Raw genomic sequence first — 25,596 nt, 5'->3', positions numbered from 1 at the left:
GAAAATGGTGGTCAAAATGGCCGTTTGCGCACGTCCATCCAGCGCAAATAGCTATTTTTTTTGAAGCAAAGCATTCCACTGCGGCATGGCTTGCGCCCACCACAGCCGCAGGCGCATGGCCCATTCGGGCGTGTAGCCCGAGGTGGCAAACCGCACCTGGCCGTGCGCGTCGATCACCACCAGCGCAGGCACGGCGCGCACGCCCCAGCTGCGCGACAGGGTGCCCTGTGGGTCCACCGCCGTCTGCCAGGGCATGCTGCGCTGGCGCTGCACCTGGGCCACCTTCTCCGCGTTGCCGGACTGCATGGCCACGCCCAGCACGGGCCAGTCGTTGGACAGGCTTGCGATGCTGGGCTCTTCCAGCTTGCAGATGGAACACCACTCGGCCCAGAAGTGCACCGCCACGGCCTGACCGGGGTGCTGGGCGCGCCATGCGGCCAGGGTGGTGGTGACACCAGTGGCACCAGCGTTGGGGGCCATCACCAGCGCCACATCGGGCGCGGGGCCCTGGGGCAGGTCGCGTGTGCGCCAGGTGTCCACCGCCACGACGGCCATCCAGGCCAGCGCGAGGGTGGCCAAGTGCTGCTTCCAGCCTTGGCGCAGGGACTGCGCAGCGCGGGTGGCGAGTGCCTTCAGCATGCTGGGGCTGCGGCGTTGCGAATCAGCGCAGCACTTCCAGCAGCCTGTCCAGCCCGCCCTGGTTGATGGCGACCTTGGCCTGTGCGCGCACGGTGGGCTTGGCGTGGTAGGCCACGGACAGGCCCGCCGCGCCCATCATGGGCAGGTCGTTGGCGCCGTCGCCCACGGCGATCGCTTGCTGCGGCGAGATGCCCATGAGCGAGGCCACTTCCAGCAGCGTGCGGCGCTTCTCGGCGCCGTCGCAGATGTCGCCCCAGGCCTGGTCCACCATGCGGCCGGTGAGTTGGCCGTCTTGCACTTCCAGCATGTTGGAGCGGGCAAAGTCGATACCCAGGCCTGCCTTCACGCGGTCGGCAAAGAAGGTGAAGCCACCGGAGACCAGCAGCGTGGTCAGGCCTGCGCCCTTGGCGGCAGTGATGAGTTCCTGGGCGCCGGGGTTGAAGCGCAGGCGCTCGGTGAACACCTGCTCCATGTGCTGCACCGTTACGCCCTTGAGCAGGGCCACGCGCTGGCGCAGGCTCTCTTTGTAGTCGGTGATCACGCCTTGCATCGCCGCTTCGGTGATGGCGGCCACCTCGGCCTTGCGGCCTGCGGCGTCGGCTATTTCGTCCACACACTCGATGTTGATGAGGGTGGAGTCCATGTCAAACGCGATGAGCTTGTAGGCCGACAGGGACAGCGGGGGCGTGATGCCCTGGATGACAAGTCCGGGGGCGAATTCGGTAGCGTGGGTCATGGCGCAGACGGGGGTGTTTGGTGAGGGGGAGAAACAACCCGCAATGGTATCGCCCCGCTCCATGCCCCTTCAGCCTGCGCAATTGGGTCTCTTGACATGCTGGCCCGCCGCAGTGGAGGCGGGCGCCGCCGAGCTGCTACCGTGTCAGCGCGACGGCGGCTGGCCCTTGGCGCTGCCGCTGCCAGCCCTTGCGCGGCCCGCAGGGTTGGGCGCGGGTGGCTCGTTCATCTTGACCAGGAACATGCGCAGAAAGAACGCGGCCATGCACAGCATGAACCCGATGCCAATGATGCTCATCAGTCCGTAGTCGGTAGAGAAAAGATCGTTCAGCAGCTTCATGGTGGAGCACTCCTTGTGGTGGGTGTGGCATCCACTATCGCGCGGCGCAGTGCCAAGCCCCTTGCGCTGTGTCAAGCATCGGCTGCAGGCTGGTGCAGCAGGCGTCCGCGCTGCGAAAGCCTGGGCGCGAGGCGATGCGCGTGTTGCCATCTGGCATGGCGCGGGATGGCGGAGGCCTGCCGATCGGCTTCAGTCTGCCAACCTGGTTGTGCACCCCACAGGGCCGCGCCTCACGCTTGGCATCTCCGGCGGTGGGTGCGTGTTTGGCGTCGTGTGACTCAATCGCGCTCTGCCGCCACTAGCAGGGAGGCGATGCGCTGCTGCAGCGCTTGTGCCGCCGCAGGCTGGGCCTGCAGCCACGCGTGCAGGGCGTGGCCCACGCCGGGCAACTTCACCACCTCCACGCTGCGTGCAGCCACGGCGGCCTGACCGTAGCCCTGGATGACGGCGGGTGGAATCACCGCATCCTCCGTGCCCCAGACCAGCAGCAGTCGGCCGCGATAGCGCCCCAGCGCCGACCAGGCCGGTGCGCTGGCAAAGTCCGTGGTGGCGCGCAGTGCCTGCTGGAAGGCCGGGCCGAAGGGCTGGTGCTCGGCTGCTGGCGTGTAGGCCGCAGGGCAAAACAGCACCAGGGCGCGCGGCTGCAGGGTGTCCAGCAGCTGGCAAGCCGTGTGGCCGCCCATGCTCGAAGCCATCAACGCCAGGGGTGGATGGGCCGGGTGCAGCCCCAGGTGGGCGGCCACGGCCTGCGCCTGCGCTTGGCGATCGGCCAGGCTGGAGCCCAGCAGGCTGCCACCCGTTGCGCCATGGCCCAAACAGTCGAAGGCGGCGCCCGCCCAGCCCTGGCTGGCCAGAGGCTGCAGCAGGTAGTCCATGCGCCGGTGGTCGGTGGCCGCGCCGCCGCCGTGCAGGGACAACAGGCGCGGCACTGCAGCGGTCGTGGTGCTCCAGGTGCTGCCGTGCAGCCGGTGGGGGCCGTGGGCCACGGTAAAGGGCCTGCGCAAGGCTTCCTGCCTCGGTTCCGTCCCGGCGTCAGCTATTTTTGCCATCGAGGTACACCGCATCCGACCAGGTGGCCAGCCACCCAGGTTTGAAGGCCACGAACACCGCACACAACATGCCGGTGACCACCGCGTCGCCCCAGGCCATCAGCCAGCGGGCGACCAGCGAGAGCTGATCGCTGACGCCCGGCAGCGTGTGGCCGGCCCATTGCGCCAAGCTGCCCGCCACAAACAGGCACAGCGCCGTGCCCAAAAAGCCCCGCCCCAGCACGTAGACAAAGGCGCGCACGCCGACCAGCGAGCGTGTCCCCGCCAAGCGGCGCAGCACCACGCCCAGCAGCAGCGCCAGCGTGGCAGGCACCACGCCTTGCCACACGGCCACGCCCATGGCGTCCTGCCACCCCAGGCTGGGCGAAAGCAACGCAGCGGTGGCACCCACCGCCAGCAGTGTGGGCACTGCCAGCGGCCAGCCCAGCATCAGCACCACCAGGCAGGCACCCGACCACTGCAGCTGCAGCGGCATGGCGTGCAGTGTGGGCAGGGCCCACAGCCAGGGCAGAAAGACCAGTGTGGCGAGCAGCGGCGTCCACAGTGCAGACGGCGCGCCGTGGCTTTCGTGCGCCAGCGGCTTGCGGCTGGCCAGCAGGCGCCAGGGCCGCGCGGCCAGGGCGGCCACCAGGGCCACAGGGAGGAGGGCGGCTTCAAGCCACATGGTTGCTTTTTGCTATGCTATTGATAGCTATTGCGGCATGATGGACGCGCGGGGGAGGCCAATTTTTCTCAAAATTGAACCCTCACGCAGCCACCTGCGGCTGCCCCAGCGAGCGCAGCACATCCCGCACCATCTGCGCGCGGTCCTTGGGGTCCTTGAGCTCGCGTTCGATGCGCAGTTTCTCGTTGCCCGCGAGCTTGATGTGCTTGTTCTTCTGGATCAGCTCGATGATGCGCATCGGGTCGATGGGCGGCTGGGGCTTGAAGGTGATGTTGATGACGCCCGGGGCGGCATCCACCTTCACCACGCCGTAAGGCTGGCTCAGAACGCGCAGGCGGTGCACGTCGATCAGGGTCTGGGCCTGCGGCGGCAGCTTGCCAAAGCGGTCCACGATCTCTTCGAGCAGGCCGTCGATCTGGTCGAGGTTCTTGGCGGTGGCCAGCTTCTTGTAGAACGACAGGCGCAGGTGCACGTCGCCGCAGTAGTCGTCGGGCAGCAGGGCGGGCGCGTGCAGGTTGATGTCGGTGGTGACGGACAGGGGCGAGAGCAGGTCGGGCTCCTTGCCGGCCTTGAGTGCCTTGACGGCCTCGTTCAGCATCTCGTTGTAGAGCTGGAAGCCCACTTCGAGCATGTTGCCGCTCTGGTTCTCGCCCAGCACCTCGCCCGCACCGCGAATCTCCAGGTCGTGCATGGCCAGGTAGAAGCCGCTGCCCAGTTCTTCCATCTGCTGGATGGCATCGAGGCGCTGCGCGGCGTGTTTGGTCAGGCCCTCGGTGTCGGGCACCATGAGGTAGGCGTACGCCTGGTGGTGGCTGCGGCCCACGCGCCCGCGCAGCTGGTGCAGCTGCGCCAGGCCGAACTTGTCGGCGCGGCTCATGATGATGGTGTTGGCCGTGGGCACATCGATGCCGGTCTCGATGATGGTCGAGCACAAGAGGATGTTGAAGCGCTGGGCCACGAAGTCGCGCATCACGCGCTCCAGCTCGCGCTCGGGCATCTGGCCGTGGGCCACGGCGATGCGGGCCTCGGGCAATATCTCTTCGAGCTTCTGGCGGCGGTTCTCGATGGTCTCCACTTCGTTGTGCAGGAAGTAGACCTGGCCGCCGCGCTTCAATTCGCGCAGCACCGCCTCGCGGATCACGCCCGTGCCCTCGTTGCGCACAAAGGTCTTGATCGCCAGGCGCCGCTGCGGCGCGGTGGCGATGACCGACAGGTCGCGCAGCCCTTCGAGCGCCATGCCCAGCGTGCGCGGGATGGGCGTGGCGGTGAGGGTGAGCACGTCCACCTCGGCGCGCAGGGCCTTCATCTGCTCCTTGTGGCGCACGCCGAAGCGGTGCTCCTCGTCGATGATGAGCAGGCCCAGGTTGTGGAACTTGGTGGATTCGGAGAGCAGCTTGTGCGTGCCCACCACGATGTCCACGGTGCCGTCGCCGATGCCCTTGATGGCGGCGGTGATCTCCTTGCCCGAACGGAAGCGCGAGACTTCGGCCACCTTCACCGGCCACTTGCTGAAACGGTCCACCAGCGTCTGGTAGTGCTGCTCGGCCAGCAGCGTGGTGGGCGCCAAAAAGGCCACCTGCTTGCCGCCCGTGACCGCCACGAAGGCCGCGCGCAGGGCGACCTCGGTCTTGCCGAAGCCCACGTCGCCGCAGACCAGGCGGTCCATGGGGCGGGCGCTGATCATGTCCTGGATCACCGCGTGGATGGCGGCGTTCTGGTCGGCCGTCTCCTCGAAGCCGAAATCGTTGGCGAAGGTCTCGTAGTCCTGCGGGCTGTAGCGGAAGGCGTGGCCTTCGCGCGCGGCACGGCGGGCGTAGATGTTGAGCAACTCGGCCGCGCTGTCGCGCACCTGCTCGGCGGCCTTGCGCTTGGCCTTTTCCCACTGGCCACTGCCAAGTTTGTGCAGCGGCGCCTCGTCGGCGCTCACACCGGTGTAGCGGCTGATCAGCTGCAGCTGGCTCACGGGCACGTAGAGCACGGCCTTGTCGGCGTATTCCAGGTGCAGGAACTCTTGCATGGCGGGCGTGCCGTCGGGGTTCTTGTTGCCCACGTCCATGTTGACGAGGCCCCGGTAGCGGCCGATGCCATGGGCGCTGTGCACCACGGGGTCGCCCACGTTGAGTTCGGCCAGGTCCTTGATCAGCGCCTCGACGTCGCTCACCTGCTCCTGCTTCTTGCGCCGGCGCGTGGTGGGGCCGGCGGCGAAGAGCTCGGTCTCGGTGACGAAGTCGATGCCGTCCTCGATCCAGCTAAAGCCCACGGTGAGTCCGGCGGTGGCAATGCCCACCTTCTCCTCGGCCGTTCCCTGGAACTCGGCCAGTGAATCGAAGGCCGGCGGGTTCACGCCGCTGGCGCGCAGGAAGTCGAGCAGGCTCTCGCGCCGGCCATCGCTCTCGGCCAGCAGCAGCACGCGGTGCTGCGTGTTGCGGATGTGGGCGTGCAGGCGGGCCAGCGGGTCCTCGGCGCCGCGCACCACCGACAGGTCGCCGAGCTTGTGGAAGTGGGGGTTGTCATCCACGTCCTCCACGCCGGGGCGGATGGACAGCTGCGCGTGTTCCTTGGCGCGCGTGTAGAACTGGTCGGCCGACAGGAACAGCGCTTCCGGTGGCAGCGCAGGGCGTTCGGGGTCGCCCTGCACCAGGCGGAAGCGGTCCTTGGTGTCCTGCCAGAAGCGCTGGAAGGCGGGCTCCAGGTCGCCGTGCAGAACCACCGTGGCTTCGCCGCCCAGGTAGTCGAACACGGTGGCGGTCTCGTCGAAGAACAGCGGCAGGTAGTACTCGATGCCGGCGGTGGCCACGCCCGCGCCCATGTCCTTGTAGATGCGGCTCTTGGTCGGGTCGCCCTCCAGCATTTCGCGCCAGCGGCTCCTGAACTTGGCGCGCGCCTCGTCGTCCATGGGGAACTCGCGGCCGGGCAAGAGGCGCACCTCGGGCACGGGGTACAGGCTGCGCTGGCTGTCGGGATCGAACGTGCGGATGCTGTCGATCTCGTCGTCGAACAAATCCACACGGTAGGGCACCAGCGAGCCCATGGGGAACAGGTCGATCAACCCGCCGCGCACCGCGTACTCGCCCGGACTCACCACCTGCGAGACGTGGCTGTAGCCGGCCAGCGTGAGCTGGGCCTTGAACTTCGCCTCGTCGAGCTTTTGCTTGACCTTGAAGTGGAAGGTGTAACCCGCAAGGAAGGAGGGCGGTGCGAGGCGGTACAGCGCCGTGGTGGCGGGCACCAGCACCACGTCGGCGCCGGTGTCCCTGTCCTTCTGGCTGATGCGCCAGAGCGTGGCCAGGCGCTCGCTGATCAGGTCCTGGTGCGGAGAGAAGGTGTCATACGGCAGCGTCTCCCAGTCAGGGAACAGCGCGCAGCGCAGCGTGGGCGCGAAGAACGCCATTTCCTCGATGAGGCGCTGCGCATCGGTGGCGTCGGCCGTGACGATGGCGGTGGTGCGGCCCGCTGCCTTGTCACGTTCGGCCAGGCGGGCCAGCAGCAGCGAATCGGCGCTGCCCACGGGGCGGGGCAGGGTGAAGCGTTTTCCGGGGGAGAGTTTGGGCAGTTCCATGCGGACGGAGTCGGTCGTCTGGCCCGCCGCATCCCCTGGGGCGCGAAGCGCGCACGGGCTGGATCGGGGGCAACGGGGCATTTTAGTGATGCATGGCCTGATGTGCTGCATGCCGCTTCGGATGCCGGTGCCCCATGGGGCGGTGGGCTGCAGCACAGGCGCCGTGGGGCATCCTCCTAGAATGCGCGTCTCATGACCATCGACCCGTTGCTGCAACCTTCGCTCGCCGCTTCCCATACCCCCACGTCGGCACCGGGGCGCCTGTGGGCGCTGGTGCCCTGCGCCGGGGTGGGATCGCGGGCCGTGGCGCACCCACCGGCGGCGCCCGCAAGCAGCACGATGTCGGCCTTTGGAGCGCTGGCTGGTGCGGCGGGTGAGGCCGCGCTGCCGTTGTTGCCCAAGCAGTACCACCTGGTGGCGGGCCATCCCATGGTCATGCACACGCTGGCCGCCTTTGCGGGCGTGGCGCGGCTGGCGGGCACGCTGGTGGCGGTGGCGGCAGGGGACCACTTCCTGGGCGCCCATGCCCACCCCTCGTTTTTTGTAGCCCACTGCGGCGGGCCCACACGCGCCGCCACGGTGCAGGGTGGGATCACCACCCTGCTGGAGCGTGGCGCGGACCGCGATGACTGGGTGCTGGTGCACGATGCCGCGCGCTGCCTGGTCACTGCCGAGCAGATCGACCGGCTCATCGACGCCTGCATCCATGATTCCGTGGGCGGCCTGCTGGCGCACCAGCTGGCGGATACGCTCAAGACCTCCATCGACGGACCGGGCGGCGTGCGCGTCGCATCCACCGTGGACCGCAGCAACAAGTGGCTGGCGCAAACGCCGCAGATGTTTCGCATCGGCCCGCTGCTCGATGCGCTGGCCAAGGTGGGCACCAATGTGACCGACGAGGCCAGCGCCATGGAGGCCATGGGCCTGCACCCGCGCCTGGTGCCTGGTGGTGCGCAGAATTTCAAGGTGACCTACCCCGACGACTTCGCGCTGGCCGAGGCCGTGCTGGCCCAGCGCGGCCATGGCACCACGCTGGCCCGTTTTGGCGGCGAGCGTGGGCTGGGCGCCAGCGAAACAGGGCGCAAGACGATTTTTTGAAGCACTTCCTGCGCGCTTGGTGGTTGGCGTGGGCGCAGGAAAGTGATGGATCAATAGACCCGTAGAGGTTCACGAAGCTCAGCGCAGCGGCTTTGGCAAGGCGGGGCTGCCTCGACACAACGACTTTGTGAATCGCTCAGAAAAGGACAGAGATGAGTTTCAGGATTGGTGAGGGTTGGGATGTGCATGCGCTGGTGCCCGGCCGTGCCTTGGTGATTGGTGGCGTTCACATTCCCCACACCATGGGCCTGCTCGGCCATTCGGATGCCGATGTGCTGCTGCATGCCATCACCGACGCCATTCTGGGCGCGGCGGGCCTGGGTGACATTGGCCGCCACTTCCCTGATACGGATGCGCAGTTCCGTGGCGCCGATTCGGCCGTGCTGCTGGCAGAGGCGGCGCGCCGGGTGCGCGCTGCGGGCTACAGCATCGGCAACGTGGACAGCACCGTGGTGGCCCAGGCACCGCGCCTGGCTGCGCACATTCCGGGCATGCGCGAGTGCATTGCCAAGGCGCTGGCGGTGGAACCCGACCAGGTCAACGTCAAGGCCAAGACGGCCGAGCGCCTGGGGCCTGTGGGCCAGGGCCTGGCCATGGAAGCGCGCGCAGTGGCGCTGATCTACAAGGCCTGAGCCTTCAGGCGGTCCGCGCAGCCCAGGCCGCCACATAGCCCGGCGTGGCCGCCGTGTTCAGTGGGTCGGCCACGGGAGCACCGCGCACCTGCGCCAGCGGCAACACGCCCGCCCATGCAGGGTGCTGCATGTCTTCTTCGTCGTCCACCGGTGCGCCGCTGCGCACTTTGCACGCGGCTTCATCGAGGGATATGCGCAGCACCGTGGTAGCCGCGAACTCCTTGTCGTTGCCCGCGCGGATCTCGGCCTGCCGGCCTACGGCCAGATGGTCCATGAGCGCGGCCAGGGCCGCGTGTTTGTTGGCCACGGCCTCGAAGCGGCCATAAATCATGGCCGAGCGGTAGTTCATCGAATGGTTGAAGGCCGAGCGCGCCAGCACCAGGCCGTCGAGGTGGGTGATGGTGACGCAGGCCTGCGCACCCTGGCCCAGCCACTTGACCATGCGCCCGCCGTTGGAGCCGTGGATGTACAGGTGCTCACCCTCGCGCCAACACGCCGTAGGGATGTTGTGCGTGCCCTTGTCGTCGGCAAAAGCCACGTGGCACAGGTAGGCGGCGTCGATGATGGCGTGCACCGTGGCGCGGTCGTAGCGGGCGTTCTCGGCTACGCGGCGTACGCGGGTGCGGTCGGTGGCGGGCAGGGGGGCGACGGTGTCGGTCACGGGGTGAGGTTCCGATAAAAAGTGGAAGAAGGGGCGCAATGTAGGTCTTCTATGGCGCCAGAATAAGACCCACAAAGCAACTGTTTTTTAAGGCCACAGATCGCGATGGATTTTCAACTCCTGTTCAGCACCTTCCAGGCTCAGCCTGCGCACGCACGCTGGCCGCAGCAGCGTCAGCTGCACGAATGCCTGCGCCATGGCATCCGCAGCGGCACGCTGGCCGGTGGCATGCGCCTGCCCGCCAGCCGCACGCTGGCGGCCGAGCTGGGCGTGGCGCGCAACAGCGTGCTGTATGCCTACGAGCAGCTTGCCACGGAGGGCTTTATCGTGGCCACCCGGCGCGGCAGTGTGGTGGCGACGCTGGCCGGGCGGCTGGTGGCTGGGGCCGCGCCAGCGCAGCCTGTGGCTGTGGCGCGCACAGTGCTGTCGCGGCGCGCACAGAACATGCCGCTGCTGCCGGGGGCGGAGACTGCGGCCGCGTTCGCCCCCGGCGTGCCCGCGCTCGCCGACTTCCCGGTGCTGCGCTGGCGGCGCATGCTGGAGCGGGCCTGGGCCACGCTCACGCCCGCGCAGCTCAACTACGCTGATCCGGCGGGTGACCCTGCGCTGCGCGAGGCCATCGCGGGCCACCTGCGCGTGGCGCGCGGCGCGCTGGTGGACGCCTCGCAGGTTTTCATCACCGACGGCACGCAAAGCAGCCTGGACCTGTGCGCCCGCGCATTTGCCGATGCGGGCGACAAGGTGTGGATGGAGAACCCCGGCTACCAGGGCGCGGTGGCGGCTTTTCGTGCCGCGCAGCTCAAGGCCGTGGGCATTGTGGTGGACGATGAGGGCATGGCCCCTGTGGCGAGCGACTGGCTGCGCCAGCGGCCACGGCTGATTTACACCACGCCGTCACACCATTACCCCGTGGGCAGCGTGATGAGCCTCGCGCGGCGCCTGGCGTTGATCGAGGGCGCGCGCCAGGCGGGCGCGCTGGTGATCGAGGACGACTACGACAGCGAGTTCCGCCACGATGGCCCGCCTCTGGCCTGCATGCAGGGCCTGGCGCCCGATGCGCCCGTGGTCTATCTGGGGACTTTCAGCAAGACGCTGTTCCCGGGGCTGCGCATCGGTTTCATGGTGGTGCCAGCGGCCTTGGCCCCCGCATTGGCCCTGCTGCTGGACCGCGCGGCACCGCGCGGGCGCACGGCCGAGCAGCGCGCGCTGGCGGAATTCATCGTGAGCGGCCAGTTCGCGCTGCACCTGCGGCGCATGCGCCGCCTTTACCGCCAGCGGCGTGATGCGCTGGTGGCCGCACTTGCGCAGCACCTGGGCGATGTGGCCAGCGTGCACGGCGGCACGGCGGGCATGCACCTGGCCCTGCGCCTGCACGACGGTGCGGCAGATGATGTGGCGCTGAGCGCGCGCCTCATGGCGCGTCACGGCATCATGGCGCCCGCGTTGAGCCTGCATGCCGTGGGCTTGCGCGCGCAGCCTTGGCGCGGCTTTTTGCTGGGCTATGCGCAGGTGCCGGTGGAGGCGATGGAGCCGTTAGTAAAGAAGCTTGCTAACGTGGTGCGCGGTGGTGCCTAGGCGCTGTTGCGCTCGATGATGGAAAAGCCGATGTCCACCACGCGCTCCGTCACGGGCTTGCCCTCGGCGCGGTCGGCGATCAGCTGCGCTGCCGTCTGGCCCATGCGGGTGCCATCAATGCGCACGGTGGAGAGGCTGGGGCTCACGGTCTGCGCAAAGTCGATGTCGCCAAAGCCCATCACCGCGAGCTGATCGGGCACGGCGATGCCGCGCACGCGCGCCTCGGTCAGCACACCCAGTGCCAGCATGTCGGAACTGCAGAACACGGCGTCCAGGTCGGGCGCCTCAGCCAGCAGGGCTGCCAGCCCCTCGCGGCCATCGGCATGGGTGGTGGGCGACTTGCCCAGGCGCACCGTGGGCGGGCGCAGGCCCAGGCGCTGGGCCGCTGCAGTGAAGCCGCTCGCGCGGCGGGCGGCACGCTCGTCACCACCACTGAGCAGCGCTAGGTGCCGCCGCACTTTGGCAAACAGGTGCTCGCACACGGCCGCGCCCAGTGCTTCATGCCGCAGACCCACCAGCATGTCGATGGGGGTGTCGGTGAAGTCCCAGGTTTCGACGATGGGGATGCCCGAGGCGGTGAGCAGGCGCCGCCCTTCTGGTGAATGCATCACACCCGTGACCACGATGCCGTCGGGCCGCCGCCCGACAATGGCCCGCAGCAACGCGTCCTCGCGCGAACGCGCGTAGCCCACCTGACCCAACATCACCTGAAAGCCGCGCTGCTCCAGCGCTTCGGTGAGCGCCTGCACCATTTCGCCAAACAAGGGGCCTGTGAGCGTGGGCACCAGTGCTGTGACCACATGGCTGCGCGCAGAGCGCAAGCCGCCCGCCACCAGGTTGGGCACATAGCCCAGCGCAGACACGGCCTCATGCACGCGTTCTCGCGTGCGCTCGGACACCTGCTGCGGGGTGTTGATGGCGCGCGAGACAGTGATCATCGACACGCCAGCGCGCTCGGCCACTTCACGCAACGTGACTGCGGGGCGGTCGCGGCCGGGGAGGGGGACGGGCTGTGCCGGGTCGGGGGCGTGCATGGTGGCGGAGTCTAAAGCGGGAAGTCATTGGCTCGGTGCCACAGGTGCCCTCGCGGCGCATTGTCTAGCCACGGAATTAAAAACCAAGGGTTTATCCTATGTTGTCTGACAATGTTAACGTTAACATTCGCACATTCAAGAAATTTAGTCGCTGTTGGCCGCGAAATCAACCAGCTTGTACGACCTTGTGATTTGTTTTTCACCATTCACTGCGCGCTATTCACCATGACCCCCCAAGACCTCAAAACCATCATGGGCTCCGGCCTGCTGTCCTTCCCCATCACGGACTTCGACGAGCAGGGCAACTTCCGCCCCAAGTCCTACATCGAGCGCCTGGAGTGGCTCGCCCCCTACGGTGCCAGCGCCCTGTTTGCAGCCGGTGGCACGGGTGAATACTTCTCCCTGTCGGGCCCCGAGTACAGCGAAGTCATCAAGACGGCCGTGGACACCTGCCGGGGCAAGGTGCCCATCATTGCCGGTGCCGGTGGCCCCACCCGCACAGCGATTGCCCATGCGCAAGAGGCCGAGCGCCTGGGCGCCCACGGCATCCTGCTCTTGCCCCACTACCTGACCGAGGCCGGGCAGGAGGGCCTGATCGAGCATGTGGCCCAGGTGTGCAACAGCGTGAAGTTCGGTGTGATCGTCTACAACCGCGACCGCACCAAGCTCACGGCCGACTCTTTGGCCATCCTGGCCGAGCGCTGCCCCAACCTGATCGGTTTCAAGGACGGCGTGGGCAATATCGAGACCATGTCTTCCATCTACATGAAGATGGGTGACCGTTTCTCGTACCTGGGTGGCCTGCCCACAGCCGAGGTGTATGCGGCGGCGTACAAGGCACTCGGTACGCCGGTGTATTCGTCGGCGGTGTTCAACTTCATCCCGAAGACGGCCATGGAGTTCTACAAGGCAGTGGCAGCGGACGACACGGCCACGCAGCACCGGCTGCTCAAGGAGTTCTTCATGCCTTACCTGGCCATCCGCAACCGGGTGGAGGGCTATGGCGTGTCCATCATCAAGGCGGGAGCACGCATCGTGGGCCATGACGGCGGGCCGGTGCGCGCGCCGCTGACGGATCTCAAGCCCCATGAGGTGGAAGAGCTGGCTGCGCTCATCAAGAAGCTCGGCCCGCAGTAAACCGCAGAGACCAACGCCTGCTCCACGAAGATTTTCGAAAGAGGCCCCGCAGAGGGCCACCGACACCACCCACTCCGGAGACATTCACCATGATCCTCAAGAAATTGCTGATGGTTGCCAGCGCCTGCAGCCTGGCTTTTACCGCATCTGCCCAGACGGGCACGTCTGCCGCGTGGCCTGAGAAGCCCGTGACCATTGTTGTGCCGTTCCCTGCCGGGGGCTCCACCGATATGGTGGCCCGTGCCATGGCCCTGCACATGGGAGACAAGCTGGGCCAGAGCTTTGTCGTGGACAACCGCCCCGGCGCCACAGGCACGTTGGGCGCCGGCGCGGTCAAGCGCGCTGCGCCCGATGGCTACACGCTGCTGGTGTCCTCGCTCGGTGCCTTTGTGGTGGCGCCGCACCTGCTCAAGAGCGTGCCGTATGACGCGCTCAAGGATTTCGACTACATCACCGTGCCGGTGCAGGCGCCCAACGTGCTGGTGGCCGCCCCTGGCCAGAAGGCGCGCACCGTGAAGGAGGTGATCGCCCAGCTCAAGGCCAACCCCGGCAAGGTGAGCTTCGCGAGTTCGGGCAACGGTTCGTCGGATCACCTTTCGGCCGAAGTGTTCTGGCAGCAGAGCGGCACCGAAGGCCTGCACATCCCCTACAAGGGAGGTGCTCCAGCCATCAACGACCTGCTGGGCGGCCAAGTGGAGTTCTCGTTCCAGAACGTGAACGCCGTGCTGCAACACATCCGCGCCGGCAAGCTGCATGCGATTGCCGTGACGGGCGACAAGCGCAGCCCCGTTCTGCCCGACGTGCCCACCCTGGCCGAGGCTGGCGTGGCAGGTGCCGAGGTGTACTCGTGGCAGGGCATGGCCGCGCCCAAGGGTCTGCCGCCTGCACTCAGGAAGAAGCTCTCGGACGCCGCCATCGCCGCCATGAATGACCCTGCCGTGAAGAAGCGCATGCTCGATCAGGGCCTGGAGATTGTGGCGAGCACGCCCGAGGCCTTCACCGCCTACCAGGCGCGCGAGTTCGCGCGTTGGAAGACAGTCATCGAAACCCGCAAGATCACCGCTGATTGAGACTTACCCCGAGGCGCCTGCGCGCGCCTCATCTTCGCTTCCGGACCACCATGACTACTCCATCCATCCCCTCCGCCACCAGCACCCCCGTCGTCACCGAGCTGCGCGTGGTGCCCGTGGCGGGCCATGACAGCATGCTCATGAACCTGAGCGGCGCGCACGGTCCCTTCTTCACGCGCAACCTGATCATCCTGCGCGACAGCGCGGGCAACACCGGGGTGGGCGAGGTGCCCGGCGGTGAGAAGATCCGTCAGACCATCGAGGATGCGCGTCCGTTGATCGTGGGCCAGCCCATCGGCAGCCACAACGCCGTGCTCAACGCCATGCGTGCCCAGTTCGCCGACCGCGATGCGGGCGGGCGCGGCCTGCAGACCTTCGACCTGCGCATCACCATCCACGCAGTGACGGCAGTGGAGTCGGCCTTCCTCGATCTGCTGGGCCAGCACCTCAACGTGCCCGTGGCTGCCCTGCTGGGCGACGGCGTGCAGCGTGAATCGGTGCAGATGCTGGGCTACCTGTTCTACGTGGGCGACCGCGAGAAGACCGACCTGGTCTACCGCACCGAGCCCGGTGCCGACAACGACTGGTTCCGCCTGCGCAACGAGAAGGCCATGGATGCCAAGGGCATCGTGCGCCTGGCCGAGGCTGCGTATGAGCGCTATGGTTTCGCCGACTTCAAGCTCAAGGGCGGCGTGCTGCGCGGCGAGGAAGAGGTCGAGGCCATCCGCGCGCTGCACGAGCGCTTTCCCGAAGCGCGTGTGACGCTGGACCCCAACGGCGGCTGGCTGCTCAAGGACGCGGTCCGCATCACGCGCGACCTGCATGGCGTGATGGCGTACGCCGAAGACCCTTGCGGCGCCGAAGGCGTGTTCTCCGGCCGCGAAGTGATGGCCGAGTTCCGCCGCGCTACCGGCTTGCCCACCGCCACCAACATGGTGGCCACCGACTGGCGCGAGATGGCGCACAGCCTGGCGCTGCAGTCGGTGGACATTCCGCTGGCCGACCCGCATTTCTGGACCATGGCCGGCTCGGTGCGCGTGGCGCAGATGTGCCAGGCCTTCGACCTGACCTGGGGGTCGCATTCCAACAACCACTTCGACGTGTCGCTGGCCATGTTCACCCATGTGGGCGCTGCCGCGCCGGGCCGCGTCACGGCCATCGACACGCACTGGATCTGGCAGGACGGCGAGCGCCTGACCAAGGAACCGTTCCAGATCAAGAACGGCTTCATCGGCTTGCCCCAAAAGCCCGGCCTGGGCGTGGAGTTGGATATGGAGGAGGTGGAGCGGGCCCACCGCCTGTACCTGCAGCACGGCCTGGGCGCGCGCGACGACGCGATCGCCATGCAGTACCTGATCCCGGGCTGGAAGTTCAACAACAAGTCGCCGTGTATGGTGCGCTGAGCGGCTGGCACGCTCACCTGCACCGGCATTCGTTGGGGCATCCGCACGCAAGGCGGGTGCCCTTTTTCTTTTTTTTGGGGGGGCTTGCCGAGGTCAGGCGGCGTCACCCAGTATTTCCAGCGCCTCCTTGGATATCGCCAGCGAGAGCTCTTCCTGCAGGATGCCGGCCTTGAGCACCAGGTGCTGCAGGCGGCGTTCGCGACTGGGCTCCTTGCCGATGAAGTCGCGCTGCTCGATGCGTTGGTAGACGGCCAGCTTGTCCTGGTGCATGGCCTGCAGGCGGGCGATTTCTTTGCCCAGCCCGGTGGGGCCGACCGCAGCCTCAGCCCGTAGGCGCACCATGAGTTCGTCGCGCAGGGGCGTGGGGTCTTGCTGCTCGGAGATCCAGCGGCGCAACTCCTTGCGGCCTGCGGGCAGCAGGCGGAACTGGCGCTTGCGGCCTCGGCCCGTCTCGGCAGGCAGTGCCTCAATCCACCCCGCTGCTTCGAGCCTGGCCAGTTCGCGGTAGATCTGTTGGTGGGTGGCGTGCCAGAAATAGCCGATGGACCGGTCGAACCGCTCGGCGAGTTCCGAGCCCGAACAGGGGTGTTCGACCAAAGCGGTGAGAAGGGCGTGGGGCAGCGACATCGGAGGAAAGGCGTGGCAGCAGACTGGAAGTGCGCCATCTTGCCTGAATCGCAGATGCTTTTCATTTTATGCAACCAGTTGCATAAAAAAGTGTGCAGGGCTATATTTGTGCAACTGGTTGCATAAAAGATAAGGACCCCATCGATGAACGCCATCCTCAAGCCCGCCCAGGCATCCCTGGCCAAAGGCATCAGCCCGTACCCGCACCTGCACGCACCGCTGGACCTGGGCTTCACTACGCTCAAGAACCGCGTGCTCATGGGCTCCATGCACGTGGGGCTGGAGGAGGTGGAGCGCGGCTTCGAGCGCATGGCGGCCTTCTATGCCGAACGCGCGCGCGGCGAGGTGGGGCTGATCGTGACCGGCGGCATTGCGCCCAACGAGCGCGGCCGGCCCATGCAGGGCGGGGCCATGCTGGTCAACGAGCACGAGGCCGAGCAGCACCGCAAGGTGACCGAGGCCGTGCATGCCGAGGGCGGCAAGATCGCGATGCAGATCCTGCACTTCGGCCGCTATGCCTACCACCGCGACCTGGTTGCGCCCAGTGCCCTGCGCGCGCCCATCAACCCCCATGTGCCGCATGCGCTCACGGCCGACGAGGTGGAGCAGACCATCGAAGACTTCGCGCGCTGCGCGGCGCTGGCCCAGCACGCGGGCTACGACGGCGTGGAGGTCATGGGCTCCGAGGGCTATTTGATCAACGAGTTCATCGCCGCGCGCAGCAACCACCGCGACGACGCCTGGGGCGGCAGCTATGCCAATCGCATGCGCTTTCCGGTCGAGATCGTGCGGCGCACGCGCGAGCGGGTGGGTCCGAACTTCATCATCATGTACCGCCTGTCCATGCTCGACCTGGTGGAGGGCGGCTCCACGCTGGCCGAGGTGATCGAGCTGGCCCAGGCCATCGAGGCGGCGGGCGCCACCCTCCTTAACACCGGCATTGGCTGGCACGAGGCGCGCATTCCCACCATCGCCACCAAGGTGCCGCGCGCGGCCTATGCCTGGGTGACGAAGCAAGTGATGGGGCAGGTGGGCATACCGCTCATCACCTCCAACCGCATCAACACGCCCGAGGTGGCCGAGCGCCTGCTGGCCGAGGGCGTGGCCGACATGGTGTCGATGGCGCGCCCGCTGCTGGCCGATGCCGACTTTGTGCGCAAGGCGCGCCAGGGCCGGGCCGATGAGATCAACACCTGTATCGCCTGCAATCAGGCCTGCCTGGACCATACCTTCGGCGGCAAGATCACGAGCTGCCTGGTCAATCCCCGTGCCTGCCACGAGACGGAACTGGTAATCGCCCCCACCGCCGCCAGGAAGCGCATCGCCGTGGTCGGCGCCGGCCCCGCGGGCCTGAGCTTTGCCGTCACTGCGGCGCAGCGCGGCCATGCGGTGGTGCTGTTCGATGCCGGCAGCGAGATCGGCGGCCAGCTCAACATCGCCAAGCAGGTGCCGGGCAAGGAGGAGTTCTATGAAACCTTGCGCTACTACCGCCGCCAGCTGGAGCTGCATGGCGTGGACGTGCGCCTGAACACCCGCGTGGAAGCGGGCGACCTGGCGGGCCAGGGCTTTGACGAGGTGGTGGTGGCCACCGGCATACAGCCGCGCACGCCGGACATCGAAGGCATCACTCACCCCAAGGTGCTGAGCTACCTGGATGTGCTGCGCGACAAGCAGCCCGTGGGCCGGCGCGTGGCCATCATCGGCGCGGGCGGCATCGGCTTCGACGTGGGCGAGTACCTCACGCACGAGGGTGAGAGTGGCGCGCTGGCGCCCGCCAAGTTCAATGAGGAGTGGGGCATCGACACTGCCTACGCCCAGGCCGGCGGTCTGCGTGCCGCGCAGGTGGAGGCGCCCACGCGCCAGGTGCACCTGCTGCAGCGCAAGACCAGCAAGGTGGGCGACCAGCTGGGCAAGACCACGGGCTGGATCCACCGCACGTCCCTGAAGGCGCGCAACGTGGGCATGAGCTCGGGCGTGGCCTATGAGCGGGTGGACGACGCGGGCCTGCATATCACCATCGACAGCGGCGCGCCCCAGGTGCTGGAGGTTGACCACATCGTGGTCTGCGCCGGCCAGGAGCCGCTGCGCGCGCTGTACGACGCGCTGGTGGCCGCGGGCCAGAGCGCCCACCTCATCGGCGGTGCCGACGTGGCCGCCGAACTCGATGCCAAGCGCGCCATCCTGCAGGGCACAACGCTCGCTGCATCCATCTGATTGATTTTCGATAACACCCCAAGGAGACACCCCATGACCGAAGCCCCGAAGAACATCCATCCCGCCGTCGCCCGCTCGTTGGAGACCTGGCACCACATGGTGGCCAGCCGCGACCTGTCGAACCTGCTGTCCATCGTGCACCCCGACGCGGTGTTTCGCTCGCCCATGGCCAACACGGCCTACACCTCGGCCCCGGCGCTGATGCTGGCCCTGTCCACCGTGATCCAGGTATTCGAAGACTTCACCTACCACCGCCAGCTGGCCAGCGACGACGGCCTGAACATCGTGTTGGAGTTCAGCGCCCGAGTGGGTGACAAGCAGCTCAAGGGGATCGATCTGGTGCGCTTCAATGAGCAGGGTCAGATCACAGAGTTCGAGGTCATGGTGCGCCCATTGAGCGGACTGCAGGCCCTGGGTGCCGAGATGGGGGCCCGCCTCGGTGACAAATTGCTTGCTTTCAAAGCCAAGGCCTGAAAACAGAATGAGGACCACACTTGTCCGGTGTGGTCCTCATTCTTGGTTTTTTGTTGAACGGTGCCGTTATCGAAGCGGCGCAGCCGATGGCTACAGCTTGTCTTCTGCTCGTCGGCGCGGCAGTTGCCGCTTGACGGAGGGGCGTTGCAAACGTTGCTTGGGGTCCACGCCATCTGGCAGGTCTGTAGCGCGCTGCAGCTGCAGGTGGGCCACCAGTCCTCCGGTGCTGGAGTTGGCGAGGGCAAATATCCCGCCCATGCGCTGCACCGTCTTGTCCACGATGGACAGACCAAGGCCCGCGCCCGCAGCCGCCGTGCGTGCCGAATCGCCCCGGAAGAACGGCTTGGTCAGGTTGGACAGCTGTTCGGGGGGGACCCCTGCGCCATGGTCGCGCAGCTTGACCAGCACCCACCGCTCGCGGCTCTTGGCGACGATGTCCACGCTGGTGATGCCCGTTTCCTCGGTCTTGCCATAGCGCCGGGCGTTTTCGAGCAGGTTGGAAATCACGCGGGCCAGTTCCACTTCGTCAGCCAGCACGTTCAAGTCCTCGGGAACGTTCATGGTGATCTGCAGCTCTCGGTGATCTTGCACGGCATACACACAGGATGAGACCACGGCATGCAGATTGATGGGCGTGAGCGTGACATGGTCGGGCCGCGCGTAGTCGAGGAACTTGTCGATGGTGGCGTCGAGCTGCACGATGTCGGCCACCATGTGCTCGCGGGCCACTTCGTCGTTCACGCTCATCTCGGTTTCCAGCCGCAGGCGCGCCAAGGGCGTACGCAGGTCATGGGAGATGCCAGCCAGCATCACCGCACGGTCCTGTTCAAGCTTGGCAAGTTTCTGGGCCATGCGGTTGAAGCCAATGTTCACCTCGCGGATTTCACTGGTCACCACTTCTTCATCCAGGTGACTGGCGGCGAAGTCACCGTCCTTGACACGGTTGGCGGCATAGGACAACTGCTTGAGCGGGCGGTTGATCAGGCGCGCAATGGCGGCGGCGCCCGCCAGCGAGAGCGCTGCCGCCGTGATGAGCCAGATCAACCAGGTGCGGCCACCGGCCGGGCTGAAACGCGAGCGGTCCATCAGCAGCCAGTTGGGGTCTCCATTGATGTTGAATCCCACCCACAGGCCGTTTTCTCCATTCACGCTCTGGGCCACGATGGTGTCGGGACCGAGGCGCATGGTCAGCTCGTCGGTCAGCCGGTTGCCCAAGGCGGTCGGGTCCAGCAGCGCGTATTTGTCCTTGGGTTCCCTCGGCAAAATGCGCACACCCTCCTGGTCAGCCATGGTCTTGATGAGAGACACGCGTGCAATGGCATCGGAGTGCACCAGGGCCGCACGGCTCAGGTTGACGAGCGATGCAATTTGCTGGGCCGTCTGCAATGTGCGTGGCTCGAATTCGAGTGCGCGCAAGGTCTGCAGCCAGGCCAGGATGCTGCCCACCAACAACAAAGCCAGCAGAAAAAATGTGCGCCAGAACAGGTTGAGGCCCACACGCGCGCGCTGTTCGCGCGCCCGGCGGATGGCCTCCAGGGGCGCGGGACTGGTGGCCTCAGAGGCCGTCACCGATTTGCGGGGCGACTGCCGTGGCTTGCCCTCGGTCTTGTACATGAGCGGATCAGCTCGTGCCGTCCGGCACAAACACGTAGCCCACGCCCCACACGGTCTGGATGTAGCGCGGCGCTGCGGCATCCACCTCGACCAGTTTGCGCAGGCGTGAGACCTGCACGTCCAGGCTGCGGTCGAAGGGCTCAAACTCACGGCCACGGGCCAGCAAGGCCAGCTTTTCGCGCGACAGGGGTTGGCGGGGGTGGCGTACCAATGCCTTCAGCATGGCGAACTCGCCGGTGGTCAGGGGCAGTTCCTCGCCGTTACGCTGCAGGGCGCGTGTACCCAGGTCGAAGGTGAAGGGGCCGAAGGTTACGACCTCGTTGTCACCCGATGGGGCGCCGGGCGCCTCCTGGGCCGGGCGGCGGCGCAGCACGGCGTGGATGCGGGCCAGCAACTCGCGGGGGTTGAAAGGCTTACCCAGGTAATCATCGGCGCCCACTTCCAGGCCCACGATGCGATCCACGTCTTCGCCCTTGGCGGTGAGCATGATGATGGGCGTGCGGTCGTTGGCGGCGCGCAGACGGCGGCAGATGGAGAGACCATCTTCGCCAGGCATCATCAGGTCCAGCACGATGATGTCCACCGTTTCGCGCAACAGCAAGCGGTTCAGCGCCTTGCCGTCTTCGGCGACCATGACTTCAAAGCCCTCTTGTGTGAGGTAGCGGCGCAGCAGATCGCGGATTCGCGCGTCGTCATCTACCACCAGAACTTTGTCGGTGCGATTGGTTGTTGTGGCCATGTTGATCCCAAGTCCAATTTGTAACAGAGCCGATTCTGACCACTTGGAACGCCGAAGTTCGGTTTTTTGGGGTGTGTTTGACCAACTGTTACAAGTTTTGCCCGGCTTCGCACACTCGCTACCGCCGTTTCACGGGACGGTGCTTTACGGCAGGTAAGGTGGCGGCCTGCGCAATCGGATTGTCTGTTGCGAGCTCTTTCCAGAAGGTTACTTTCCATGAAAATCACGACCCGTCTGATCACCACCGCTGCTCTGCTGGCCTGTTTTGGGTCCGCCATGGCGCAGGCAACAGTCCCTCAGGAGCCGCGCAATGTGGTGCAACTGGCGGCCTCCGGCACGGTTGAGGCGCAGCAGGACCTGCTGGTGCTTACTCTCTCTGCCAGCAAAGACGGCCCGGACGCTGCTGCCGTACAGGCCCAGCTCAAGCAGGCGCTCGACGCAGCCCTGGCTGAAGCCAAGCGCAATGCGCAGGCGGGCCAGCTGGAGGTGCGCACCGGCCCTTTTGGTCTCTACCCGCGTTATGCCAAGGACGGCAAGATCAATGGCTGGCAGGGTCGGGCCGAGCTGGTACTGGAGGGGCGCGACTTTGCGCGCATCACTGCAACGGCTGGCAAGATCCCGTCCATGCCCATCAGCCAAGTCGCTTTTGCGCTTTCGCGCGAGGCCCGTGCCAAGGTTGAAACCGAGGCACAAACCCAGGCCATCGAGCAGTTCAAGGCCCGAGCCGCTGAGTTGGCCAAGGGCTTCGGTTTTGCCAATTACAGCTTGCGCGAAGTGGCGGTGAACAGCAACGAAATGGCGCCAGGCCCCCGCCCACGCATGATGGCGATGGAAGCCAAGGCGTCGTCATTTTCTGATGCGGCAGTGCCCGTGGAAGCGGGCAAGGCACAGGTGGTGGTGACCGTCTCTGGCTCAGTGCAAATGCGCTGAGGTGGGTGTACCGTCAACCGCCCGTTGCCATTGGATCACCAACGCTCCCCAACCAGTCATTTGCGGCACAGCCCTCGCCGGTAGGCTCACAGGGCCTGTCCGCCCGACACCTCAATCCGTTGTGCCGTCACCCAGCGGTTCGCAGGCGCCAGCAGGCCTGCCACCATGGGGCCAATGTCATCGGGCAGACCCACACGGCCCAGGGCTGTCATGTGGGCCAGATGCTGGTTGAGTTCAGGGTTGTCGCGCACCACACCGCCGCCGAAGTCGGTTTCGATGGCTCCCGGCGCCACTGTGTTGACGGTGATGCCGCGTGCGCCGAGTTCTTTGGCCAGGTAGCGTGTCAACACCTCTACCGCTCCCTTGGCTGCTGCATAGGCGGAGTAGCCAGGAAGCGACAGGCGGGTGAGGCCTGTTGAGAAATTCACGATACGCCCGCCGTCCACGATCAGTGGCAGCAGCGCCTGGGTGAGAAAAAACACCCCTTTGAAGTGCACATTGACGAGGTGATCGAACTGCGCCTCGCTCGTGGTTGCAAATGCAGCGTAGTCGCCATGGCCTGCGTTGTTGACCAGGTGGTCGAAGCGGTCGCGTTGCCAAGTCTCTTGCAACAAGGCGCCAAGATTATGGCCAAAAGAGGCGAAGGTGGTGATGTCTCCGGTATCGAGCTGCAGTGCCACCGCCCGGCGACCCAGGGCTTCGATTTCGGCCACGACGGCTTGCGCCTCTGCGGCCTGGCTGCGGTAGGTGAGGATCACGTCACCACCGCCTTTCGCGATGCTCAATGCAGTATTGCGGCCCAGGCCCCGGCTGCCGCCGGTAACGAGAGTGATAGTGGGGGTGTGTGAGGTGGTGCTTTGCGTCATGGCGAACTCCTGTGTGTGACGCCATCCAGTGTCCGGTTCCATGGCTTGTGCTTGTTGCCGAAATTCATTTGGTTCTTGCCTGATTCTCTAAATCCAGTGGCGAGAGGTTTGTAAACAGGTACGCTAGCGGCATGACGACGCCCTTGTTCCAGGCGGTGAACCGCTATGCCGAAGCCCATGCCCGCCAAGGCGGTGTGGTGCAGACCCCTATCCCCGGACTGAGCACGGTGCGCGCTACCGAGCCCAGCGGGTTGTTGCACGCGATTGCGCAGCCCCTTGTCTGCCTGGTTCTGCAGGGCAGCAAGCAGGTGGCGATGGGGGCGCAGATCTATGGGTTCTCGGCAGGTGAGTCACTGCTGATCACGGCGGATGTGCCCACGGTGAGCCAGATTACCCGTGCCAGCGCCGCAGCGCCGTATCTCTCGATCGCGCTCGAGCTGAGCCTGCCGGTAATTGCCGACCTGTCGGCGCAGATGGAGGCGTTGCCCGGTGGCGACCATGTCCCCGTCCATGTGGACCCCACCGATGCTGAGGTGGCCGATGTGGCACTGCGTCTCATGCGTCTTCTGGAGCGGCCAGAAGCCGTGCCGCTTTTGCACGCATCTCTGGTGCGCGAGTTGCACTACTGGTTGCTGGCTGGGCGGCATGGCGCTGCCATCCGCCGCCTGGGCTGGCCTGGCAGCCATGCCCAGCGGGTGGCGCGCGCCGTTGCCGTGCTGCGTGCCGATTTTGCGCAGCCTCTGCCGGTAGAAAGCCTGGCGGCGCTGGCAGGCATGAGTCTCTCGTCCTTTCATCAGCATTTCAGGGCTGTCACCTCTTTGTCACCGCTGCAGTTCCAGAAACAGCTGCGTTTGATCGAGGCTCGGCGGCTGATGCTGGCTGAGGGAGCCAGCGCCAGCAGCGCTGCATTTGCCGTGGGCTATGAAAGCGTGCCCCAGTTCACCCGCGAATATGGCCGACTGTTTGGTTTGCCGCCAGTACGCGATACACAAGCTGCAAAAGACAGAACGCGTTCGGCAGCGTGAACAGTCCTTGCTTGTGCTTGTCGGGCCGATAAAACTATTTGCTGTAGTCGATCAGTCCCCACACGATCACAGCGAGCTGGGCCAGGTTGATCAGGATGGCGATGGTATGGGTTCTGCGGAACCCCGGGATGGCATCCATGTAGTTGGACTGGATCTGCGCCCCGAGTGCGTCCATTTTCGGGATGATTCTGCTGCGCAATACAAGAGCGATTGCTGCCAGTACGGCTGCGCCGCAGGCGATGCCTATATAGCCCGCCAGCGCAAAACTGATCGCTGTGGCGGAGGCTGTCACAAAGGCACAGACGTAGTAGGTATGGAAGAAGCCGCGCACAAAACGGGCATCCAGCGGCGTGTCGTGCTTGAGGACCAGCAGCGGGATGGAGCCCATGATGAAGTACGCCGTGGTCACGAGCAGCGCCACCGTGAAGAACATGGCGGCAATCAGTGCGGCAGACATCGTGGATTTCCTCCCGTGGTGGGGTGTCGTCCAGGGGCTTGCAAGAGAGACGCCTTGTGCACCAGCGGTTTTCCTGGAAGACGGCCCCATTCTAGGAAGCTGCCTCGCCCTCGGCCTAGGGGAATGCGAGAACGGCGGCTGCGGTGTAGCGAGGATCAGCAGGGCAGGGGTCCTGGGGCTGCAGCCCCAGATCGCTGCCTGCAAGGGAGTTACTGCGCAGCCCAGCCGCCGTCCATGTTCCAGGCCACGCCCCGCACGTTGTTGGCCGCAGGGGAGCAGAAGAACACAGCCAGTTCGCCCAACTCTTCGGGCGTGGTGAACTGCATCGAAGGCTCTTTCTCGCCCAGCAGCAGCTTCTTGGCATCTTCATTCGACAGACCGTGCTCGGCGGCCTTGGCATCCACCTGTTTTTGCACCAGAGGCGTCAGCACCCATCCCGGGCAGATGGCGTTGCAGGTCACGCCTGTGGTGGCGTTTTCCAGTGCGGTGACCTTGGTCAGGCCTACGATGCCATGTTTCGCCGCTACGTAGGCGGCTTTCTGCGCAGAGCCCACAAGGCCGTGCACCGAAGCCACATTGATGATGCGGCCCCAGTTGGCGCTTTTCATGGCAGGCAACGCCAGGCGGGAGGTGTGAAAAGCGCTGGTGAGGTTGATGGCAATCACGGAATCCCAGCGTTCCACGGGGAAATCCTCCACATTGGCCACATGCTGGATGCCAGCGTTGTTCACCAGAATGTCCACGCGCCCGAACTGCGCGGCGCTGTACTTCATCATGTCTTCGATGTCCGCCGCCCGGCTCATGTCGGCACCGTGGTATGCCACCCGGGCACCGGCTGCCGCGCCTGCGGCCTCCACTTCGGCGCGGGGGGCTTCCACGTCGCCAAAACCATTGAGCACGATATTGGCACCCTGGCGGGCCAGGGCTTTTGCGATTCCGAGGCCAATACCACTGGTGGAGCCAGTGACGAGGGCAGTTTTGCCTTTCAGCATGAGAGTCTCTCCGAATGAATTACGATGCCACGCAAGGGAAAGTCGGCAACCATGGCGTGTGC

Annotated in this window: 23 protein-coding genes and 1 pseudogene; 10 read left to right on the top strand and 14 right to left on the bottom strand. The window is 66.1% G+C overall.

All coding sequences use genetic code 11. The features are described 5' to 3' along the window. Positions 1 to 51: 51 nt before the first annotated feature. From AvAM_RS18705 to mfd, 6 genes and pseudogenes are all read right to left on the bottom strand, one after another. Positions 52 to 639 (bottom strand): redoxin domain-containing protein, encoded by a 588-nt coding sequence (locus tag AvAM_RS18705; protein WP_137748459.1) that lies wholly within the window; start codon positions 637 to 639, stop codon positions 52 to 54. 22 nt (positions 640 to 661) lie between these two features. Further along, positions 662 to 1,375, bottom strand: a complete 714-nt coding sequence (serB, locus tag AvAM_RS18700; protein ID WP_137748458.1) for a phosphoserine phosphatase SerB — start codon at positions 1,373 to 1,375, stop codon at positions 662 to 664. 225 nt (positions 1,376 to 1,600) lie between these two features. Beyond that, positions 1,601 to 1,714 (bottom strand): annotated as a pseudogene (locus AvAM_RS26170) (DUF3149 domain-containing protein); the annotation flags it as partial. Positions 1,715 to 1,992: 278 nt separating this feature from the next. Then, positions 1,993 to 2,718 (bottom strand): alpha/beta hydrolase, encoded by a 726-nt coding sequence (locus AvAM_RS18690; protein WP_249368226.1) that lies wholly within the window; start codon positions 2,716 to 2,718, stop codon positions 1,993 to 1,995. Positions 2,719 to 2,746: 28 nt separating this feature from the next. Next, positions 2,747 to 3,427 (bottom strand): hypothetical protein, encoded by a 681-nt coding sequence (locus AvAM_RS18685; RefSeq protein WP_137748456.1) that lies wholly within the window; start codon positions 3,425 to 3,427, stop codon positions 2,747 to 2,749. Between the two features lie 82 nt (positions 3,428 to 3,509). Then, positions 3,510 to 6,986, bottom strand: a complete 3,477-nt coding sequence (mfd, locus tag AvAM_RS18680; protein ID WP_137748455.1) for a transcription-repair coupling factor — start codon at positions 6,984 to 6,986, stop codon at positions 3,510 to 3,512. 192 nt (positions 6,987 to 7,178) lie between these two features. On the opposite strand from mfd, the gene AvAM_RS18675 reads away from it, so the two are divergent. Both AvAM_RS18675 and ispF read left to right on the top strand, forming a co-directional pair. Further along, on the top strand, positions 7,179 to 8,084 hold the full coding sequence (locus tag AvAM_RS18675; protein WP_137748454.1) for a 2-C-methyl-D-erythritol 4-phosphate cytidylyltransferase: 906 nt from the start codon (positions 7,179 to 7,181) through the stop codon (positions 8,082 to 8,084). A 152-nt stretch (positions 8,085 to 8,236) separates the two neighbouring features. Further along, entirely contained in the window at positions 8,237 to 8,716 is a 480-nt protein-coding gene (ispF, locus tag AvAM_RS18670; protein ID WP_137748453.1) for a 2-C-methyl-D-erythritol 2,4-cyclodiphosphate synthase, read from the top strand. Between the two features lie 4 nt (positions 8,717 to 8,720). Here ispF and AvAM_RS18665 read toward each other — a convergent pair whose 3' ends face one another. Further along, positions 8,721 to 9,377 carry a pyridoxamine 5'-phosphate oxidase family protein gene (locus AvAM_RS18665; protein ID WP_137748452.1) on the bottom strand — a complete coding sequence of 219 codons (657 nt, stop codon included), beginning with the start codon at positions 9,375 to 9,377 and terminating at the stop codon, positions 8,721 to 8,723. Between the two features lie 105 nt (positions 9,378 to 9,482). Between AvAM_RS18665 and AvAM_RS18660 the strand changes: the two genes are divergently transcribed. After that, entirely contained in the window at positions 9,483 to 10,952 is a 1,470-nt protein-coding gene (locus tag AvAM_RS18660; protein WP_137748451.1) for a PLP-dependent aminotransferase family protein, read from the top strand. Here AvAM_RS18660 and AvAM_RS18655 read toward each other — a convergent pair. Further along, positions 10,949 to 11,986, bottom strand: a complete 1,038-nt coding sequence (locus AvAM_RS18655) for a LacI family DNA-binding transcriptional regulator (RefSeq protein ID WP_137748450.1) — start codon at positions 11,984 to 11,986, stop codon at positions 10,949 to 10,951. The genes AvAM_RS18660 and AvAM_RS18655 overlap by 4 nt on opposite strands. Positions 11,987 to 12,211: 225 nt before the next feature. Between AvAM_RS18655 and kdgD the strand changes: the two genes are divergently transcribed. The 3 genes from kdgD (at position 12,212) to gudD (ending at position 15,596) form a co-directional block, all read left to right on the top strand. Then, on the top strand, positions 12,212 to 13,123 hold the full coding sequence (gene kdgD, locus AvAM_RS18650; protein ID WP_137748449.1) for a 5-dehydro-4-deoxyglucarate dehydratase: 912 nt from the start codon (positions 12,212 to 12,214) through the stop codon (positions 13,121 to 13,123). Positions 13,124 to 13,212: 89 nt separating this feature from the next. Continuing rightward, positions 13,213 to 14,193, top strand: coding sequence for a tripartite tricarboxylate transporter substrate binding protein (locus tag AvAM_RS18645; protein WP_375708163.1), 981 nt, complete (start codon positions 13,213 to 13,215; stop codon positions 14,191 to 14,193). 50 nt (positions 14,194 to 14,243) lie between these two features. Continuing rightward, entirely contained in the window at positions 14,244 to 15,596 is a 1,353-nt protein-coding gene (gene gudD / locus AvAM_RS18640; protein WP_137748448.1) for a glucarate dehydratase, read from the top strand. Between the two features lie 93 nt (positions 15,597 to 15,689). On the opposite strand, the gene AvAM_RS18635 is transcribed toward gudD, so the two are convergent. Then, the gene (locus AvAM_RS18635) at positions 15,690 to 16,223 is read right to left on the bottom strand and encodes a PadR family transcriptional regulator (RefSeq protein WP_137748447.1); all 534 of its coding nucleotides are present in this window, start codon (positions 16,221 to 16,223) and stop codon (positions 15,690 to 15,692) included. A gap of 189 nt (positions 16,224 to 16,412) precedes the next feature. On the opposite strand from AvAM_RS18635, the gene AvAM_RS18630 reads away from it, so the two are divergent. Together AvAM_RS18630 and AvAM_RS18625 are read left to right on the top strand one after the other, a co-directional pair. Then, positions 16,413 to 18,437 (top strand): NADPH-dependent 2,4-dienoyl-CoA reductase, encoded by a 2,025-nt coding sequence (locus tag AvAM_RS18630; RefSeq protein WP_137748652.1) that lies wholly within the window; start codon positions 16,413 to 16,415, stop codon positions 18,435 to 18,437. A 33-nt stretch (positions 18,438 to 18,470) separates the two neighbouring features. Beyond that, the gene (locus AvAM_RS18625) at positions 18,471 to 18,911 is read left to right on the top strand and encodes a nuclear transport factor 2 family protein (protein WP_137748446.1); all 441 of its coding nucleotides are present in this window, start codon (positions 18,471 to 18,473) and stop codon (positions 18,909 to 18,911) included. 90 nt (positions 18,912 to 19,001) lie between these two features. Here the strand turns inward: AvAM_RS18625 and AvAM_RS18620 are convergent, their stop codons facing one another. Further along, on the bottom strand, positions 19,002 to 20,525 hold the full coding sequence (locus AvAM_RS18620) for a sensor histidine kinase (protein WP_137748445.1): 1,524 nt from the start codon (positions 20,523 to 20,525) through the stop codon (positions 19,002 to 19,004). A gap of 7 nt (positions 20,526 to 20,532) precedes the next feature. Continuing rightward, positions 20,533 to 21,264 (bottom strand): two-component system response regulator OmpR, encoded by a 732-nt coding sequence (ompR, locus tag AvAM_RS18615; protein ID WP_010460834.1) that lies wholly within the window; start codon positions 21,262 to 21,264, stop codon positions 20,533 to 20,535. Between the two features lie 216 nt (positions 21,265 to 21,480). Here ompR and AvAM_RS18610 point away from each other — a divergent pair, with 216 nt between their 5' ends. Then, positions 21,481 to 22,194, top strand: coding sequence for an SIMPL domain-containing protein (locus AvAM_RS18610; protein WP_137748444.1), 714 nt, complete (start codon positions 21,481 to 21,483; stop codon positions 22,192 to 22,194). Between the two features lie 86 nt (positions 22,195 to 22,280). Here AvAM_RS18610 and AvAM_RS18605 read toward each other — a convergent pair whose 3' ends face one another. Next, positions 22,281 to 23,060, bottom strand: coding sequence for an SDR family NAD(P)-dependent oxidoreductase (locus AvAM_RS18605; protein ID WP_137748443.1), 780 nt, complete (start codon positions 23,058 to 23,060; stop codon positions 22,281 to 22,283). Positions 23,061 to 23,191: 131 nt separating this feature from the next. Between AvAM_RS18605 and AvAM_RS18600 the strand changes: the two genes are divergently transcribed. Next, complete coding sequence (locus AvAM_RS18600; protein WP_137748442.1) at positions 23,192 to 24,085, top strand: AraC family transcriptional regulator; 894 nt, start codon at positions 23,192 to 23,194, stop codon at positions 24,083 to 24,085. A gap of 34 nt (positions 24,086 to 24,119) precedes the next feature. On the opposite strand, the gene AvAM_RS18595 is transcribed toward AvAM_RS18600, so the two are convergent. Beyond that, complete coding sequence (locus AvAM_RS18595; RefSeq protein WP_137748441.1) at positions 24,120 to 24,542, bottom strand: hypothetical protein; 423 nt, start codon at positions 24,540 to 24,542, stop codon at positions 24,120 to 24,122. A gap of 209 nt (positions 24,543 to 24,751) precedes the next feature. After that, positions 24,752 to 25,534: a 3-hydroxybutyrate dehydrogenase gene (locus tag AvAM_RS18590; protein ID WP_137748440.1), complete on the bottom strand. Its 783-nt coding sequence runs from the start codon at positions 25,532 to 25,534 to the stop codon at positions 24,752 to 24,754. Positions 25,535 to 25,596 lie beyond the last annotated feature (62 nt).

It is taken from the genome of Acidovorax sp. NB1 (genome assembly GCF_005405905.1).
Lineage (GTDB): Bacteria > Pseudomonadota > Gammaproteobacteria > Burkholderiales > Burkholderiaceae_C > Acidovorax.
This window is presented reverse-complemented; position numbering and strand designations above follow the sequence as displayed.

What these genes read in the sequence shown, in the direction of transcription:
- AvAM_RS18595 (WP_137748441.1), bottom strand. Translation starts at nt 24,542, where the DNA reads ATGTCTGCCGCACTGATTGCCGCCATGTTCTTCACGGTGGCGCTGCTC.
- kdgD (WP_137748449.1), top strand. Translation starts at nt 12,212, where the DNA reads ATGACCCCCCAAGACCTCAAAACCATCATGGGCTCCGGCCTGCTGTCC.
- mfd (WP_137748455.1), bottom strand. Translation starts at nt 6,986, where the DNA reads ATGGAACTGCCCAAACTCTCCCCCGGAAAACGCTTCACCCTGCCCCGC.
- AvAM_RS18610 (WP_137748444.1), top strand. Translation starts at nt 21,481, where the DNA reads ATGAAAATCACGACCCGTCTGATCACCACCGCTGCTCTGCTGGCCTGT.
- ispF (WP_137748453.1), top strand. Translation starts at nt 8,237, where the DNA reads ATGAGTTTCAGGATTGGTGAGGGTTGGGATGTGCATGCGCTGGTGCCC.
- AvAM_RS18635 (WP_137748447.1), bottom strand. Translation starts at nt 16,223, where the DNA reads ATGTCGCTGCCCCACGCCCTTCTCACCGCTTTGGTCGAACACCCCTGT.
- AvAM_RS18590 (WP_137748440.1), bottom strand. Translation starts at nt 25,534, where the DNA reads ATGCTGAAAGGCAAAACTGCCCTCGTCACTGGCTCCACCAGTGGTATT.
- AvAM_RS18645 (WP_375708163.1), top strand. Translation starts at nt 13,213, where the DNA reads ATGATCCTCAAGAAATTGCTGATGGTTGCCAGCGCCTGCAGCCTGGCT.
- AvAM_RS18600 (WP_137748442.1), top strand. Translation starts at nt 23,192, where the DNA reads ATGACGACGCCCTTGTTCCAGGCGGTGAACCGCTATGCCGAAGCCCAT.
- AvAM_RS18655 (WP_137748450.1), bottom strand. Translation starts at nt 11,986, where the DNA reads ATGCACGCCCCCGACCCGGCACAGCCCGTCCCCCTCCCCGGCCGCGAC.
- AvAM_RS18620 (WP_137748445.1), bottom strand. Translation starts at nt 20,525, where the DNA reads ATGTACAAGACCGAGGGCAAGCCACGGCAGTCGCCCCGCAAATCGGTG.
- gudD (WP_137748448.1), top strand. Translation starts at nt 14,244, where the DNA reads ATGACTACTCCATCCATCCCCTCCGCCACCAGCACCCCCGTCGTCACC.
- AvAM_RS18705 (WP_137748459.1), bottom strand. Translation starts at nt 639, where the DNA reads ATGCTGAAGGCACTCGCCACCCGCGCTGCGCAGTCCCTGCGCCAAGGC.
- serB (WP_137748458.1), bottom strand. Translation starts at nt 1,375, where the DNA reads ATGACCCACGCTACCGAATTCGCCCCCGGACTTGTCATCCAGGGCATC.
- ompR (WP_010460834.1), bottom strand. Translation starts at nt 21,264, where the DNA reads ATGGCCACAACAACCAATCGCACCGACAAAGTTCTGGTGGTAGATGAC.
- AvAM_RS18625 (WP_137748446.1), top strand. Translation starts at nt 18,471, where the DNA reads ATGACCGAAGCCCCGAAGAACATCCATCCCGCCGTCGCCCGCTCGTTG.
- AvAM_RS18675 (WP_137748454.1), top strand. Translation starts at nt 7,179, where the DNA reads ATGACCATCGACCCGTTGCTGCAACCTTCGCTCGCCGCTTCCCATACC.
- AvAM_RS18660 (WP_137748451.1), top strand. Translation starts at nt 9,483, where the DNA reads ATGGATTTTCAACTCCTGTTCAGCACCTTCCAGGCTCAGCCTGCGCAC.
- AvAM_RS18605 (WP_137748443.1), bottom strand. Translation starts at nt 23,060, where the DNA reads ATGACGCAAAGCACCACCTCACACACCCCCACTATCACTCTCGTTACC.
- AvAM_RS18685 (WP_137748456.1), bottom strand. Translation starts at nt 3,427, where the DNA reads ATGTGGCTTGAAGCCGCCCTCCTCCCTGTGGCCCTGGTGGCCGCCCTG.